This window comes from Jejuibacter sp. L23 (assembly GCF_050815825.1).
Classification (GTDB): domain Bacteria; phylum Pseudomonadota; class Gammaproteobacteria; order Enterobacterales; family Enterobacteriaceae; genus Jejubacter; species Jejubacter calystegiae.
In genome coordinates this window covers 1465025-1480023 of sequence record NZ_CP138199.1, presented here as the reverse complement: position 1 = coordinate 1480023, position 14999 = coordinate 1465025, and the positions used below count along the sequence as shown (strand labels likewise).

13 protein-coding genes and 1 pseudogene are annotated in these 14999 nt (G+C 53.7%); 12 read left to right on the top strand and 2 right to left on the bottom strand.

The annotated features are described in order from the left end of the window. The first annotated feature begins 20 nt into the window (after positions 1-20). The 4 genes and pseudogenes from malE to SCU88_RS06730 all read left to right on the top strand — a co-directional run bounded on the left by malE (position 21) and on the right by SCU88_RS06730 (position 5170). Positions 21-1211, top strand: coding sequence for a maltose/maltodextrin ABC transporter substrate-binding protein MalE (malE, locus tag SCU88_RS06745; protein ID WP_175339564.1), 1191 nt, complete (start codon positions 21-23; stop codon positions 1209-1211). 65 nt (positions 1212-1276) lie between these two features. Beyond that, positions 1277-2812 carry a maltose ABC transporter permease MalF gene (malF, locus tag SCU88_RS06740; RefSeq protein WP_138096254.1) on the top strand — a complete coding sequence of 512 codons (1536 nt, stop codon included), beginning with the start codon at positions 1277-1279 and terminating at the stop codon, positions 2810-2812. 14 nt (positions 2813-2826) lie between these two features. Then, positions 2827-3717: a maltose ABC transporter permease MalG gene (gene malG / locus SCU88_RS06735; RefSeq protein ID WP_138096253.1), complete on the top strand. Its 891-nt coding sequence runs from the start codon at positions 2827-2829 to the stop codon at positions 3715-3717. A 537-nt stretch (positions 3718-4254) separates the two neighbouring features. Further along, positions 4255-5170 (top strand): annotated as a pseudogene (locus tag SCU88_RS06730) (Rpn family recombination-promoting nuclease/putative transposase). A 143-nt stretch (positions 5171-5313) separates the two neighbouring features. Here SCU88_RS06730 and SCU88_RS06725 read toward each other — a convergent pair. Next, positions 5314-6744 carry a Na+/H+ antiporter NhaC family protein gene (locus tag SCU88_RS06725; protein ID WP_175339563.1) on the bottom strand — a complete coding sequence of 477 codons (1431 nt, stop codon included), beginning with the start codon at positions 6742-6744 and terminating at the stop codon, positions 5314-5316. Between the two features lie 234 nt (positions 6745-6978). Between SCU88_RS06725 and SCU88_RS06720 the strand changes: the two genes are divergently transcribed. The 8 genes from SCU88_RS06720 (at position 6979) to SCU88_RS06685 (ending at position 12044) form a co-directional block, all read left to right on the top strand. Further along, positions 6979-7893: a LysR family transcriptional regulator gene (locus SCU88_RS06720; RefSeq protein WP_138096251.1), complete on the top strand. Its 915-nt coding sequence runs from the start codon at positions 6979-6981 to the stop codon at positions 7891-7893. A gap of 45 nt (positions 7894-7938) precedes the next feature. Further along, entirely contained in the window at positions 7939-9186 is a 1248-nt protein-coding gene (locus tag SCU88_RS06715) for a D-amino acid dehydrogenase (protein WP_175339562.1), read from the top strand. 1 nt (position 9187) lies between these two features. Then, complete coding sequence (locus SCU88_RS06710; RefSeq protein WP_175339561.1) at positions 9188-9541, top strand: Rid family hydrolase; 354 nt, start codon at positions 9188-9190, stop codon at positions 9539-9541. A gap of 166 nt (positions 9542-9707) precedes the next feature. Then, positions 9708-10019 carry a type II toxin-antitoxin system HigB family toxin gene (locus SCU88_RS06705; RefSeq protein WP_175339955.1) on the top strand — a complete coding sequence of 104 codons (312 nt, stop codon included), beginning with the start codon at positions 9708-9710 and terminating at the stop codon, positions 10017-10019. Continuing rightward, a complete protein-coding gene (locus SCU88_RS06700) occupies positions 10016-10432 on the top strand; it encodes a helix-turn-helix domain-containing protein (RefSeq protein WP_175339560.1) in 417 nt (138 codons plus the stop codon). Before SCU88_RS06705 ends, SCU88_RS06700 begins: the two co-directional genes overlap by 4 nt. 331 nt (positions 10433-10763) lie before the next feature. After that, positions 10764-11048, top strand: a complete 285-nt coding sequence (locus SCU88_RS06695) for a hypothetical protein (protein WP_431810105.1) — start codon at positions 10764-10766, stop codon at positions 11046-11048. Then, entirely contained in the window at positions 10961-11614 is a 654-nt protein-coding gene (locus SCU88_RS06690) for a hypothetical protein (RefSeq protein ID WP_431810155.1), read from the top strand. The genes SCU88_RS06695 and SCU88_RS06690 overlap by 88 nt, the downstream gene beginning before the upstream one ends. Before the next feature lie 208 nt (positions 11615-11822). Then, complete coding sequence (locus tag SCU88_RS06685) at positions 11823-12044, top strand: hypothetical protein (RefSeq protein ID WP_431810104.1); 222 nt, start codon at positions 11823-11825, stop codon at positions 12042-12044. 752 nt (positions 12045-12796) lie between these two features. Here SCU88_RS06685 and pqqU read toward each other — a convergent pair. Next, positions 12797-14908, bottom strand: coding sequence for a TonB-dependent receptor PqqU (pqqU, locus tag SCU88_RS06680; protein ID WP_138096248.1), 2112 nt, complete (start codon positions 14906-14908; stop codon positions 12797-12799). Between the last annotated feature and the right edge of the window lie 91 nt (positions 14909-14999).

Sequence of the window (14999 nt, the reverse complement as noted above, 5' to 3'; positions counted from 1 at the left end):
ACCTTCAAAAGGACGGGACTATGAAAATCAAAACCGGCGCTCGCCTTCTCGCGCTTTCCGCGCTGACAACGGTGATGTTCTCCGCCTCCGCGTTTGCCAAAATCGAAGAAGGCAAACTGGTCATCTGGATTAACGGCGACAAAGGCTATAACGGCCTGGCCGAGGTGGGTAAGAAATTCGAAAAAGACACCGGCATTAAGGTGAGCGTTGAACACCCGGACAAACTGGAAGAGAAATACCCCCAGGTCGCCGCCACCGGCGATGGCCCGGATATCATTTTCTGGGCCCATGACCGTTTTGGCGGCTACGCTCAGTCCGGCCTGCTGGCCGAAATCACCCCGGATAAAGCCTTCCAGGATAAAGTCTACGACTTCACCTGGGACGCCGTGCGCTACAACGGCAAGCTAATTGCCTACCCCATCGCGGTGGAAGCGCTGTCGCTGATTTACAACAAAGACCTGGTCCCGAATCCGCCGAAGAGCTGGGAAGAGATCCCGGCGCTGGATAAAGAACTGCGCGCCAAAGGCAAGAGCGCCATCATGTTCAACCTCCAGGAGCCCTACTTCACCTGGCCGCTGATCGCCGCCGACGGCGGATACGCCTTTAAAGCGGAAAACGGCAGCTATGACGTGAAGAACGTTGGCGTCAACAATGCCGGTTCCAAAGCGGGCCTGGGCTTCCTGGTCAACATGATCAAGAACAAGCAGATGAACGCCGATACCGACTACTCCATTGCCGAAGCGGCCTTTAACAAAGGCAACACCGCCATGACCATTAACGGTCCCTGGGCATGGGCCAATATCGACAAGAGCAAGGTGAACTACGGCGTCACCACGCTGCCAACCTTTAACGGCAAACCTTCTAAGCCCTTCTCCGGGGTACTGAGCGCCGGTATCAATGCCGCCAGCCCGAATAAAGAGCTGGCGAAGGAGTTCCTTGAGAACTACCTGATGACCGATGACGGTCTGGATGCCGTGAACAAAGATAAACCGCTGGGCGCCGTAGCGCTGAAATCCTACCAGGAGAAGCTGGAAAAAGATCCGCGCATCGCGGCCACCATGCAGAATGCCCGCAACGGTGAAATCATGCCTAACATCCCGCAGATGTCCGCCTTCTGGTACGCCACGCGTACCGCGGTCATCAACGCCATTACCGGCCGTCAGAGCGTCGATGCCGCCCTGAACGACGCCCAGGAGCGAATCACCAAGTAAGCCAGGAGCGGCCCTGCTCTACGGGAGCGGGGCCGCAGAGCATCCCGATACAGAGGAATGACCCCATGGATGTCGTTAAAAAGTCTTTCTGGCAGAGCGATGCGCTCAGGTGGCTGTCTATCGCCGCGCTGGGCCTGCTGTCAGGTTATCTTGTGGTTTTGATGTACGCCCAGGGGGAGTACCTGTTCGCCATACTGACGCTGGTGCTTTGCTCAGTTGGCCTCTATATTTTCGCTAACCGCCGCGCCTACGCCTGGCGTTACGTTTACCCGGGGCTGGCCGGTATGGGGCTGTTCGTCCTGTTCCCGCTGATCGCCACTATCGCCATCGCCTTTACCAACTACAGCAGCACCAACCAGCTCACCTTCGAGCGCGCCCAACAGGTGTTGATGGACCGCACTTACCAGGCGGGCAAGGCGCTTAATTTCGGTCTCTACCCTCAGCAGGATAAATGGCGTCTGGCCCTGAGCGACGGCGACCAGCACTATATTTCCGAGCCGTTCACCTTTGGCGGCGAACAGACGCTTGAGATGCACGCGACAGGGGCCCTACCGGAAAGCGAGCGCGCCACCCTGCGCGTGATTACCCAGAACCGCCAGGCGCTGGGCGCTATCACCGCCGTACTGCCGGATGAAAGCAAACTGGTGATGAGTTCCCTGCGTCAGTTTTCCGGTACCCGGGCGCTCTACACCCTGGCCGATGACGGCACGCTGACCAACAATCAAAGCGGCGTGAACTACCGACCGAACGACCATATCGGCTTCTATGAGTCGGTCAATGACGACGGTAGCTGGGCCGGCGAGCAGCTCAGCCCCGGCTACACCGTCACCATTGGCTGGGATAACTTCACCCGGGTCTTTACCGATGACGGGATCCAGAAACCCTTCTTCGCTATCTTCGTCTGGACCGTAGTCTTCTCGGTGCTGACGGTAATTCTGACCGTCGCCGTAGGTATGGTGCTGGCCTGCCTGGTACAATGGGAATCCCTGAAGGGCAAGGCTATCTATCGGGTACTGCTGATTCTGCCCTACGCCGTTCCGTCGTTTATCTCGATTCTGATCTTCAAGGGGCTGTTCAACCAGAGCTTCGGTGAGATCAACATGATGCTTAACGCGCTGTTCGGCATTAATCCGGCCTGGTTCACCGACCCGAATACGGCACGCGCTATGCTGATTATCGTCAATACCTGGCTGGGCTACCCCTACATGATGATCCTGTGCATGGGGCTGCTCAAGGCGATTCCTGACGATCTCTACGAAGCTTCGGCCATGGACGGCGCCGGTCCGTTCCAAAACTTCTTCCGCATCACGCTGCCGCTGCTGCTTAAACCGCTAACGCCGCTGATGATCGCCAGCTTCGCCTTTAACTTTAACAACTTCGTTCTGATTCAACTGCTGACCAACGGCGGGCCGGACAGGCTGGGCACCACCACGCCTGCGGGTTACACCGACCTGCTGGTGAGCTACACCTACCGTATCGCCTTTGAAGGGGGCGGCGGTCAGGACTTCGGCCTGGCGGCGGCTATCGCCACGCTGATATTCCTGCTGGTGGGGGCGCTCGCCATCGTGAATCTGAAAGCCACGCGCATGAAGTTTGACTAAGGGAGAACAAACACATGGCTATGGTCCAACCCAAATCTCAAAAATGGCGACTGTTCGGTACTCACCTGCTGCTGCTGCTATTTATCGCGGCGATTATGTTCCCGCTGCTGATGGTCATTACCATTTCACTGCGCCCGGGTAATTTCGCCACCGGTAGTCTGATTCCCGATCAGATCTCCTGGGAACACTGGCGACTGGCGCTGGGCTTTAGCGTGGAGCACGCCGACGGCCGCGTGACGCCACCGCCCTTCCCGGTGTTGCTGTGGCTGTGGAACTCGGTCAAGGTAGCGGGAATTACCGCGCTGGGCATTGTGACGCTGTCTACCACCTGCGCTTACGCCTTTGCCCGTATGCGTTTCCCGGGTAAGGCGACGCTGCTGAAAGGGATGCTGATTTTCCAGATGTTCCCGGCGGTACTGTCACTGGTGGCGCTGTACGCTCTGTTCGACAGACTGGGCCAGTACATTCCGATGATTGGTCTGAATACTCACGGCGGGGTGATCTTCGCCTACCTGGGCGGCATTGCGCTGCACGTCTGGACCATCAAGGGCTACTTTGAAACCATCGACAGTTCGCTGGAAGAAGCGGCGGCGCTGGATGGCGCCACGCCGTGGCAGGCCTTCCGTCTGGTACTGCTGCCGCTGTCGGTGCCGATTCTGGCGGTGGTCTTTATTCTGTCGTTTATCGCCGCGATTACCGAAGTGCCGGTGGCCTCGCTACTGCTGCGCGACGTGAACAGTTACACCCTGGCGGTGGGCATGCAGCAATATCTGAACCCGCAGAACTATCTGTGGGGCGATTTTGCGGCGGCGGCGGTGCTGTCAGCGATCCCTATCACCGTGGTCTTCCTGTTGGCCCAGCGTTGGCTGGTTAGCGGCCTGACGGCGGGCGGGGTTAAAGGGTAACGCCTCATCATTTTTCCTGTGGCTCTCCCGGCGCTTTTTACCCTGTGCAGCGCCGGGCAGAGAAAAAGGCAATGTCACTGCCTCCCTCGTTTCAATGTGCTTTTAGCGGCCCACAGGCCGCTTTTTTTTACCTGTAATAAATTATCAGCGATGCGCTGTATTTCTGCGCTTTGAATCTGTCTCGCAATATTTAGATGAGATTTCAGTGTTGTTTTATTGACGGAGAAATATGATTGCGGTGGTGCTTTATTCATGAGGAATATACCGCGCTGGCGAAGGTTCCGTTCACTTTAAGGTGATTTCTCTTATGTTGGTTTCGGAACCGGTGAACGGGTCAGGGTGGCTCAATCGCCACCACCCTGACAACCCGGGCTCCCCGGCGGTAACTCCAGTTTCATACCAATTCACGATGAACCTTTTCATGGTTCACGAAAAGCTTTACGAGCGGGATCGGGGAATGCAGATATGAGCCTGGCCTATGAACAAACCCTGTGCTACATCCGTTGTTTTGTTAACGCTGCACAGCAGGGATGCACCATGAAAAAAACAGATTCACCGGTTCCGCATGATGGCCTGTTTAAAACCTTTCTGGGCCATACCGATACCGCCCGGGATTTTCTGAAGATCTATCTGCCGCCGGAGCTGCGCAAGATATGCTGTCTGAATACGCTACAACTGGAGTCCGGCTCCTTTATTGAAGAAGATCTCCGTACTTATGCTCTGGTCTTTGAAAACCACAACGGGCGAGGCCTATATTTACACGCTGCTTGAACACCAGAGCAGCCCGGATCGTCATATGGCCATTCGGCTGATGAGATATGCGATAGCCGTGATGCAGCGCCATCTGGATAAAGGACACGCGCAACTGCCGCTGGTGGTCCCTTTCCTGTTTTGCCACGGGCGCGCCACGCCGTGGTCAGGGACGCTGAACTGGCTGGAATTGTTTAATGACCCGGAAGTGGCGCATCAACTCTATACCCATCCCTTTCCGTTAATTGATGTTGGCCTGCTGGAGGATAACGACATCATGAAACATCGCCGTATGGCGATGCTGGAGCTGGTCCTAAAACACATCCGCACCCGCGATCTGGTGGCGTTTATGGAACCACTGGTCACGCTAATACTTGCGGGATACACTACGGAAAGCCAACTGGCCACGTTAATGAACTGGATGTTACAGACCGGCGATTCGGCCCAACCACAAGTGTTTCTCAGGGAGATGGCCCAACAGTCGCCGCACTATAAGGAACTTTTTATGACTGCCGCACAAAGACTGGAACAGCAGGGAATAGAGAAGGGTATCGAGACGGGGCGCCGGGAAGGCATCAGACTGGGGGAACAAAAAGCGAAACAGGAGGTTGCCCGCAGCCTGCTGAAAATGGGGCTCCCCGTGCAGTCAGTGATAGAGGCCACCGGACTTTCTGAAAGCGCTGTTGCACAGCTCGCATCCTGAAGCCGTGCCGCAATGAGATAAGCCACCGTCGTAAACGAAGGTGGCTTTTTTTATGGTTCATCGACTGGAAACTTGCAGCGTTCAACAATGGTGCTGAGAACGGACGGAACAGCCATATTCCGCCAAATTCATCTTTAAAATATTCACACCAGAAGATGAAACAGCACCGCAAACAGAACAATATTCGCCAGCACAATAGCCCAACCGTTATACAGCATATATTTCAGATGGGTGGACTGCGCCAGCCCCATCTGACCAAACATATCCGATGACGGAAACGGCCCAAACCAGTCCACCTGACTCGACGCCAGCAATACAGCAGTGGTTCCCTGGGGCGGCACCCCGGCGGCCATCAGCATCGGGCCGAAGATCTTATAGGTAAAGGTCATCTGCGCTACCGCGGCACCGGGAACGTGCCCGACGATATTAAAGGCGAAGATAAAGAAGCACAGCCAGGCAGGGGAAATACCTTCCAGCAGCGGCTGGGTGTAGCTCAGCAGCCCCTGGTAGGCGTTCAGACCATCCATCAGCTCCAGAATCGGGTTATACAGCCAGTACAGAAGAAACATCCATACCAGCCGCCCGCAGCCGTGATAGAGCGCCTGTAAAATCGCCGACGGCCCCAGTCCACCCACCAGCCCGGTGATTAACGCCACCAGCAGCATCACGATAATCGCGAAACTGAAGCCCGCCTGAATCACCACGCCAACGATCGCCATCACGATAATGGTGGCGGCAAAGGCCAGGGCGCTCAGGCGACTGCGCCGCCGGGCCGGGCTCTGTTCGCTCTCCTCGCTACCGGAGAAATCGACCTCGTAGCGCAGTTTGCCTGCGGTCATCTTCTGAATCTGGCCCGCCATCAGCCAGCCGGTCAGCAGCGTCACGGCGCTCATCGGCAGCCCCACACAGAGCAGATATTCGGGATAGCTCAACCCGCCCAGCTTAAGGATGGTAACGGTACTCGGGGTAAAAGGGCCGGTAAACAGTCCTACCGAACCGGCGGTCATCATCAACGCTGCCACCGTCGGCGGCGTCAGGCCCACCGCCGCCGCTACCGGAATAATGACCGCCACGATAATGGCGTTACCGCCTGCCATGGTGCCCAGCGCGCCGCAGATCAACACCGACGACGCCATAATGCCAAGCTTAACCCTGGTCTGGCTCGACAGGCCGATACGATGAACCACAAATTTCACCAGTTCCACCGCGGCACCGGTACGGGTCGCCACCTCCCCCACTCCGGCACCGAGCATAATAATAAGCCCCACGGTGGCGATAAAAGAGCCGGTGGACTTCGCAAGCATAGTCCCCATTTCCGGCAGGCCAGTGGAGGTCATGATCATGGCGACCACTATCGACGAGATAACCGCCAGCACAATATCTATTCCCGCAAGGCTCAGCAGCGCCAGAGCCACGATGGGGGTAAAGCCCAGTAGCCCCAGTTCATGGCCGGGATGGGCCCGACACCAGATGGCGGTCAAAACAAACAGCGTCAGCAGCAAACCGGTAATAATATTTTTGCGGGTGAGGTTTCGCCCGGCAGGCGGGCTGCCAGGAAGCGTTGAGTCACTCATAAGGTTCCTTAAATGCCAAATCAATGCCTGCTCAGAACTTATCTTCCCTCGTTATCGTTATGGGTGAGGGTAATGGGTACAGCGGGTGGTGTTCTGAGAATCATGGGCGCCGCCTGAGCAGCAACTCAGCAGTAAAAGTAAATATTTTGCTGATTGGTTATTAAACTTATGTTAATTTTTGGACCGCCAAAAATGATTTTTTGTCTGCTGCCTATAACCCAGAGTTAACTCCTGATGAAGCTGCGCCACCTGGAAATCTTCTACGCCGTGATGACCTGCGGTTCACTTTCACGGGCAGCGGAATCGCTGAATATTTCCCAGCCCGCCGCCAGTAAGGCCCTGAAAAGCGCCGAACAAAAACTGGGCTTCCCGCTGTTTCAGCGGGTGCGCGGCAAGCTGCTGCCCAGCAGCGAAGCGCTGACGCTGTTCGAAAAGGCCCAAACGGTCTACCGGGATCTGGATAACCTGCGGCTACTGGCGGACAATCTGGCCCGGGACCCGCGGGCCAAAATCGCGCTGGGCTGCCTGCCAAGTCTGGGCCTGAGCCTGGTGCCAGGAATCGTCACCGACTTCTACCAGCAGAACGCTAATCTGGTGATGACGCTGAGTACCGATCATACTGAGACGCTTGTCAAAAAACTGGACCTGCGGGAGATCGATCTGGCGCTCACTTTTCAGCCTATCCAGCAGGGCGAGATTACCGCTACCGCTATCGCCCGGGCGCCGCTGGTGTACATTGACCGGGACTATCGCCAGGGAGCGGTCACCATGGAAGAGATAGACCAGCAGCGCTGGATCTACCCCGGCGCTCATTCGCTCTCGGCCGCCATTGCCGCCCGCCGCAACTTTGCCACTACTCGCCTGAACGTACAGACCTACTACATGGCCACCGAATTTGTGAAACGCGGCATGGGATGCAGCATTACCGATATCTTTTCCGCCCGTCACAACCTGGCGCCGCAAATGATCCACCCGATTACCCCGCCGCTGATGATTAACCTGTGCCTGCTGCGCCGGGCAGATGTCTCCCTGAGCCCAATTACCCAAAAATTTGTCGATTTTCTCTGCCAGCGGCTGCGCGATCAGCTTCAGGAAATTAACCTGGAGTTATACCCCGAAAATAAAAATTCAATTGCGCAGTACGGGTAAATGCTTTGACATAAATACCGCATTCATTAGCGGAAGTGTCAGGGTATGAATAAGCGTATTGTAGTGGTGGGCGGCGGCGTCATTGGGTTAGCGACGGCCTGGGTGTTAATTAAAAGCGGACATCAGGTTCAGTTGCTGGAGCGTAATGCCCTGCCCGCTCGGGCAACCAGCTTCGCCAACGGCGGCCAGCTCAGCTATCGCTATGTGGCCCCCCTTGCCGACCGCGGCGTGCCGTTACAGGGCATAAAATGGATGGGTAAAGCCGACTCGCCGCTTAACCTGCGCCTGAGAATGTCACCCGATCAGTGGTGCTGGCTGCTGCAATTTCTGCGGGCCTGCCGCCGTCAGACCAATAAAATCAACGGCGCCCATATACTGCGTCTGGCGCTGCTCAGCCGCCAGATAATGCAGGAGTGGCGCGATGAGGATAATCTGGCGGACTTCGACTGGCGGCGCTCGGGAAAATTAATTATTCACCGTCAGGATGATTCCCTGAATAAAGCGGTGCAGGGTATCGATCCTCAGTTTCAGCAGCATCTTAGTCACGATGACTGTATTAAGCTGGAGCCAGCCCTTGCCCATATCGGCAAACAGATTCGCGGTGGTATCTATTCGCCGGAAGATGAAACCGCAGACTGTTATAAATTCTGCCAGGCGCTGCTCGAAAAACTGACCCACAGCGCCAGCTTTACCCTGACCACCCGCTGTGAAGTACAGGGGATGAAGCGCCAGGGGGAGAGGATTCGCGCGCTGGAAACCAGCCAGGGCACGATTGGCGGCGATGAATTCGTGGTGGCGGCCGGTAACGGTAGCGGCGCGCTGCTGGGTAATGCCGGAATACGGGTGCCGCTGTGCGGACTGAAGGGCTACAGTCTGACGCTGCCTTATCCGCAGCGACCCGGCCTGGCGCCTGACGTCAGCGTGACCGATTATGGTCATAAGGTGGTCTACGCCCGGCTGGGTGACAGGCTGCGCATCGCCGCCATGGTCGACATCGGTTACGATGGCGATGAAATCCGCCCGGCGCGTATCCAGGCGCTGAAACGCATTGTCGCCGCCAGCTTCCCTGACTTACAGGGGCTGGATCAGGCCGAAATCTGGACCGGCATGCGGCCTTCCACACCGGCAGGTCCGCCGATGCTGGGGCGCGCCGGTTATCAAAATCTGTGGATGAACCTTGGTCAGGGCAGCCTGGGCTTTACGCTCGCCGCCGCAAGCGCGACGGTGCTTGGCTCGCTGATCCATGGCGAAGCGCCATCCATCTCTGTACAAGGCCTTACATGGGAGCCATAACATGAAAATAACCCGCAACAATCCCCAGCCGCGACTTTCCGCCAGCGTTAGCTGGGGCGATCTGATTTTTCTGTCAGGCCAGACGCCGAAAAGCAGCGAACAAGACATCACCCTGCAAACCCGGGAAGTGCTGGAGAAGATCGATAGCCTGCTGAGCGAAGCGGGCAGCGATAACCGCCATATTCTTTCCGCTCAGGTATGGCTGAAGAATATGTCCCGCGATTTCGCGGCCTTTAACGACGCCTGGGTCGCCTGGCTACCGGAAGGTCACAGCCCGGCCCGCGCCGCAGTTCAGGCGGAAATGGCGCGTGCGGATATTCTGGTTGAAGTGATGATTACGGCGGTGAAAGCCTGATTTTCACCCTAAGCCCCCTCCCGACAGATGGGAGAGGGGCGCCCCCAACCTTAAAACCGATTTGTTATCTCTTCTTGTTCATCATGCTCAAAAATTAAAGTTGCCATTCTGGCAACGATGTGCGCAAAATAGACATAGTTGCCAAAATGGAAACAGGGATGTAGTGATGCATGTCATATCCAGAGAGCCGTTTGTCCTGGCCGCCCGACACTTCCCTAATCAGGCAGGTGCTATAGACGGTCTGTACCATGAACTAAAACGTACCAGATTCACCGCTCCCGTAGATCTGAAAGCGACATATCCCAGCCTGGACAGAATGAAATATCGGGAAAAATGGTGGGTCATCGATATTGGCGGCGGCCATCTGAGGGTGGTGTTCTTCGCCGACTTTGAACGTGGAAAAATATTTATTAAACACATCACGACGCATGCAGAGTACGACAAACTGATTAAATACTACCGGGAGATGAAAGAATGATGTACTCCGACGCAGTACAGGCGGTCAATACCCTGGTTCGACTGGTTCCTCTGCTGGGGGACAGCCGCGCCCGGAAGGACTACGAAGAGGCCGTAAAGCTAACGGAATATCTGGTCGAATTCGAACCAGACAGCCCTTTGATCGATATGCTGACTGCAAAAATCGATGCTTATGAGGAATCCGCCCCCGAATTTGCCGAATTTAATGCCCGCATAGCCGCCGCAGGCAACGGCCTGACGCTATTGCGCACCCTGATGGATCAGTACGGCCTGAATACCAGCGATTTGAAAGAGGAGATTGGTTCCAAATCTCTGGTTAGCCGGGTGCTCAGAGGCGAGCGAACGCTGACCCTTGAGCATATGCGTAAGCTGTCCAAACGCTTTGGAATTCCGGTGAGCCGGTTCGTCGATTAACAGAGGGCGCCCCAACGCGTTCGTTGGAGCGCCCTGATCTCGCCCTGACATATACCCCTGAGCTACATCGAGAAAAAGAAAAGTAGGATAACAAGGTACATAATGTTTTCTTCTCTAATTGTTGATAGTAGTAAAACCCCAAATCCAAGAGCAATCAGCCACAATTACCCTATCTATTCCACTAAACGTTAGCAGTTATATCCAAGAAAACACTCACCTATGGTATTATATATACTTCTATCTGGTGTCTCTATGCTATCTGGCAACATTCAAAATTATCAATCATTAAATATTATGATATATTTACGCTTTCAATTTATGGATGAATACGATGAACACAGGAAAAAGTGACTTTGATTTTTTACAAGAAATTGGTGTTACAACTGAGCTTGTAGAAACCAGTGGCATACCTGTAGATACTTTGCGAGAGATTGTAAAAGATTACAAACATAATGAGCTTACTTTGCTGGATGAAGCAGAATATATAGCAAAAAAAATTCAGCGTTGTAATGCTATTCACTCTGTTCGCTGGCGAATAAAAAGTCACTCCCATCTTATAAAAAAATACTCAGAAAGATCACCGAAGAAAACCCATCCGAAAAATACAAGGAAATAAATGCGGATAATTATAAATCTATTATTACCGATCTCATAGGCGTCAGAGCCATTTATCTTTTTAAAAGTGACTGGCAAACAGTCCATGATCATATTTTATCTCGATGGGTATTAAAAGAAGATGAACCTGTAACGATATATCATCGAGAAGGTGATATTATGGATATCTACAAAAATCATCCTAAATGTGAACAAAAAAGACATATTCACAACTATCGTTCAATTCATTATATTGTACCTGCAACGAATATTCAGTCAGTGCAAGTTTATTGTGAAATTCAAACAAGAACAATTTTTGAGGAAGGATGGAGCGAGATTGATCACCAGGTTAGATACCCAGATTTCTCCGATGACGAAAACTTGATGAGTTACCTAACCATATTTAACAGGTTAGCAGGTAGTGCCGATGAAATGGGTAGTTATGTTAACGATTTAGTTGAATTAATAAAAAAGAACAATGAATTAGAAACCGAAAGGAAAACAAAGGAATCTCAATACACCTCCGAAAAAGAAAAGCTTGAAGAAGAAATAAAGATATTATCATCGGACAGAAAAAAATATCGATAAAATTAAATTCGCTTATGAAAAACTAATTAAAGTTCAAAACGATGAATTAACAAATTTAAAAGAAGCGTTAAAATCCCAATCCAATGAAACAATACGTTTAAACAGACAAAAAGACCCTGTTGTTAACATAATATATCAAAAAGATACAGACAAAACCGACACATCATACAAAGGCGAGGTAAAAATTGAAGTTATGAGAAAAAACAATATGGCATCATTTGCCATTCACTTCAACCCAGCCTTGACTGATATCCCAGTTGTAGAGGTTCAGCCGATCAAGACTAGCTGCAAAAATACAGAACTAAATGATTTAAAAATTAAAACAGGTGGTAGTAAAACCAGTGATTTTAATATTCATGTGCAAAATGATAAGTTGGGTTACATTGAAAAGGGAGAGTATATTTTTTCATTCTCAGCGAGAGTATCCTGAGAATGAATTTAAGCTTTCGGCTGCCTACTCTCCTGAGTTTTAGAAGGGAGGCGATTATTTTCGGCAACAGTAGAATAAATAATTGTATAGGGAATGAACCAGCATGGCACTTACAGAACTAATATAGTGGGCTCTTGTAGCACTTGCGCCAACCAAACAGGAAGATGGCATTCTCTCGGCAGCATAAGCGAGCTGTCCAGGCAGAATGAGCCGTTCCGGCTAACCTGTTCCCTGGAAGAGAAGGACAAGCAAACACTGGAATACCGTTTTCTGAACACACAAGGCTAGTATGTCAGGAATATCAAGGCGTTGAATGTCTGCATGAACGACATTTATCTCTCACGAGCAAACCGCAATGTCGCATTTGACGATAGTACCCACCCTACCTGATAACGTATCTGAATCGTAATGTAGCGGGCCTGATAAAGATGTTTAGTTCCTGTGGCTGGCAGGGAGAGTCTGAGTACGATTATCCCTGCCCTCCAGTATTCACTGCTGGGGCAGGGATAGCCTGAAAAGCTTGTCCTCATGTTGTGGCCCCGCAGTGCCAGTTCACGTACGAAGGCCTCTGAGGCTGAAATTTCGCCTGCCTATAAGAACATCCTGTCATGTTCTCACCCTTTGGTAAGGTGCCCTGGTTGTCCAACAGGTTATTAATATATTTCCGCATCAGTGCAGCCATACTACGGAGCCCCATGGTCTCTTCGTCAAGCACGAGCGTGACATCGACCAGAGGAAAATCACCGTTGTTATCACTCAAAGCGATAACTTAACGTCATCCCTACCCCATAGTTGCGGCCGGGAGCCGGTTCAAAATAACGACCGTTGCTCTCGTTAACGATAACCGAGCCGACATAGTCGCGATCGAACAGGTTATCGACCCGCCCCCAGACATCCAGCAGCCAGTTATCCTTCACGAATTTATAGCCGGTATTCAGCCCCACGGTGGTGTAGCCCGGCGCCGAGGCGCTGTTAGCGTCGTTGGCCTGGATGCGGCTCAGATAGCGCACTTCGCCGCCCGCGTACCAGCCCTGTTCCGGCAACCAGCCCAGCGAAGCGTAAAGGCTGTTACGGGCGATTCCAGGCATTCGGTTGCCGCTTTTGATATTGGCGCCTGCGTCCTCACGGTAGGTGGCATCCAGCAGCGTCCAGGCAAGCTTCGTGCGCCAGCTATCCATAAACTGCTGATCCCAGGCCAGCTCCACGCCGCGGCGCCGGGTTTTGCCCGCGTTCTGATAGCTGGTGCGCCCGTTATTACTGCTGGCGACCACAATCTCGTCGCTGGTATTGGTTTCAAACAGCGCGGCGCTAATCAGCCCGTTGCCTACCCGCATCTTACTGCCCACTTCTACCGTATTACTGGTGGAAGGCTTCAGTTTAAAGTTCAGGCCGCTCTGGCCATCGTTACGGTATGAAAGTTCGTTGATGGTCGGCGTTTCATAGCCGCGCCCAACGGAGGTATAGACATTCCAGGCGTCGGTCAGCGTGTACTTCAGCGCCGCGGCAGGCAGCCATTTGTGATAGCTGGCCTCGCCGCTGTCGTCGCCGTTGCCCGGCACCACATAGTGGTCGTTAGAGTCGAACCAGATGGAGCTGTAACGCACCCCGGCGTCCAGCGTCAGGCGCTCGGTTAGCTGCCACGAGGTCTGTAAGTAGGGGTCGACGTTCCACATCAGGTTGCGCTCTTTGCGGCGCAGATCGCCCTTCTCCCCCAGGGTGTAGTGGCCGTTGCTGTAGATAAAGTTTTCATAGCCCCGGCGCTGCTCGGTCATGGTTTCGTAATCGATACCAGCGGTAAACGATACCGGCAGCGGCCCTTCGGTCATGCGGTGAGTCCAGCGGGTATCGATGCCCTGATAATGGCGGGTCAGATCGATAACGCCCCCGGCGTGCTGGCGGCTACGTTGCTGAACAAAATACGGGATAGACTGATACTGCACGGTTTCGCGCATCCCGGCCCAGGCCGTCATGCTGAAGTCGTCATTATCGGTAACGGCACGCTGATAGCGCAGGCCAAGCTGGGACTGGCTGACGGTTTTACGGGTGTTGTACTGCTCGGCTCGCGGCGCCTGATGCGGATCGCTGCGCCACTCTTCCCGCGTCAGCCCACCCGGGTCGTTAGCTTTAATATTGACGCTGTTAAAGCTCAGGGTCAGACTGCTGCGATCGTCAATATTGACCCCCAGCTTCGCATTGGTCAGATCGCGGTGAGCGCTGCTGTGGTCGCGAAAGCCGTGGGTGGAAAAACGCGAGGTGGTGAGATCGTAGTTGAGATCGCCAGGCGCATCGCCTTCCCCCGTCGCGCCACTCAGCCGGACGCCACTGCGCCAGCTGCCATAGCTGCCGTAATAGTTGCTGGTGGAAAGCGTGGTCGGCTGGCGACCGCGTTCGGTGGTGATATTAATCACACCGCCGGAGGCATTGCCGTATAACGCGGAAAAGGGGCCGCGCAATACTTCAATGCTTTCCACCGAACTTAAATCCACGTTAGAGATCTGGCTCTGGCCGTCAGGCATGGTGGAAGGAATGCCGTCCTGATAGATGCGGATACCGCGTACCCCAAAGGTGGAGCGGGAGCCAAAGCCGCGCAGGGAAAGCTGGAGATCCTGAGCATAGTTCTGACGGTTTTGGATCTGTAATCCGGGCACGTCGCTCAGCCCTTCCGAGAGGTTGACCTGCGGCCTGGCCTGGCGCAGGTCGTCGCCATAGTCGACGCTCACCGCACCCGGTGCCGTAAGCGGCGAGAGCCCACGGTCCGGCGCCGCTGTCACTACCATGGTTTGTTCTTTCTCAACACCATTAGCCGCCTGAACGGCGGTAGCGGGAGCCAGTATCAGCGGCATGCCGACGAGTATTTTTTTCATAGTGCTATCCGTAACGCGAAAAGTGTTCGTCCTGAAATAAGGAAACGATAAAAGCAAAAGCGTAATCACAGAGTACCGGGCATTCCCGATA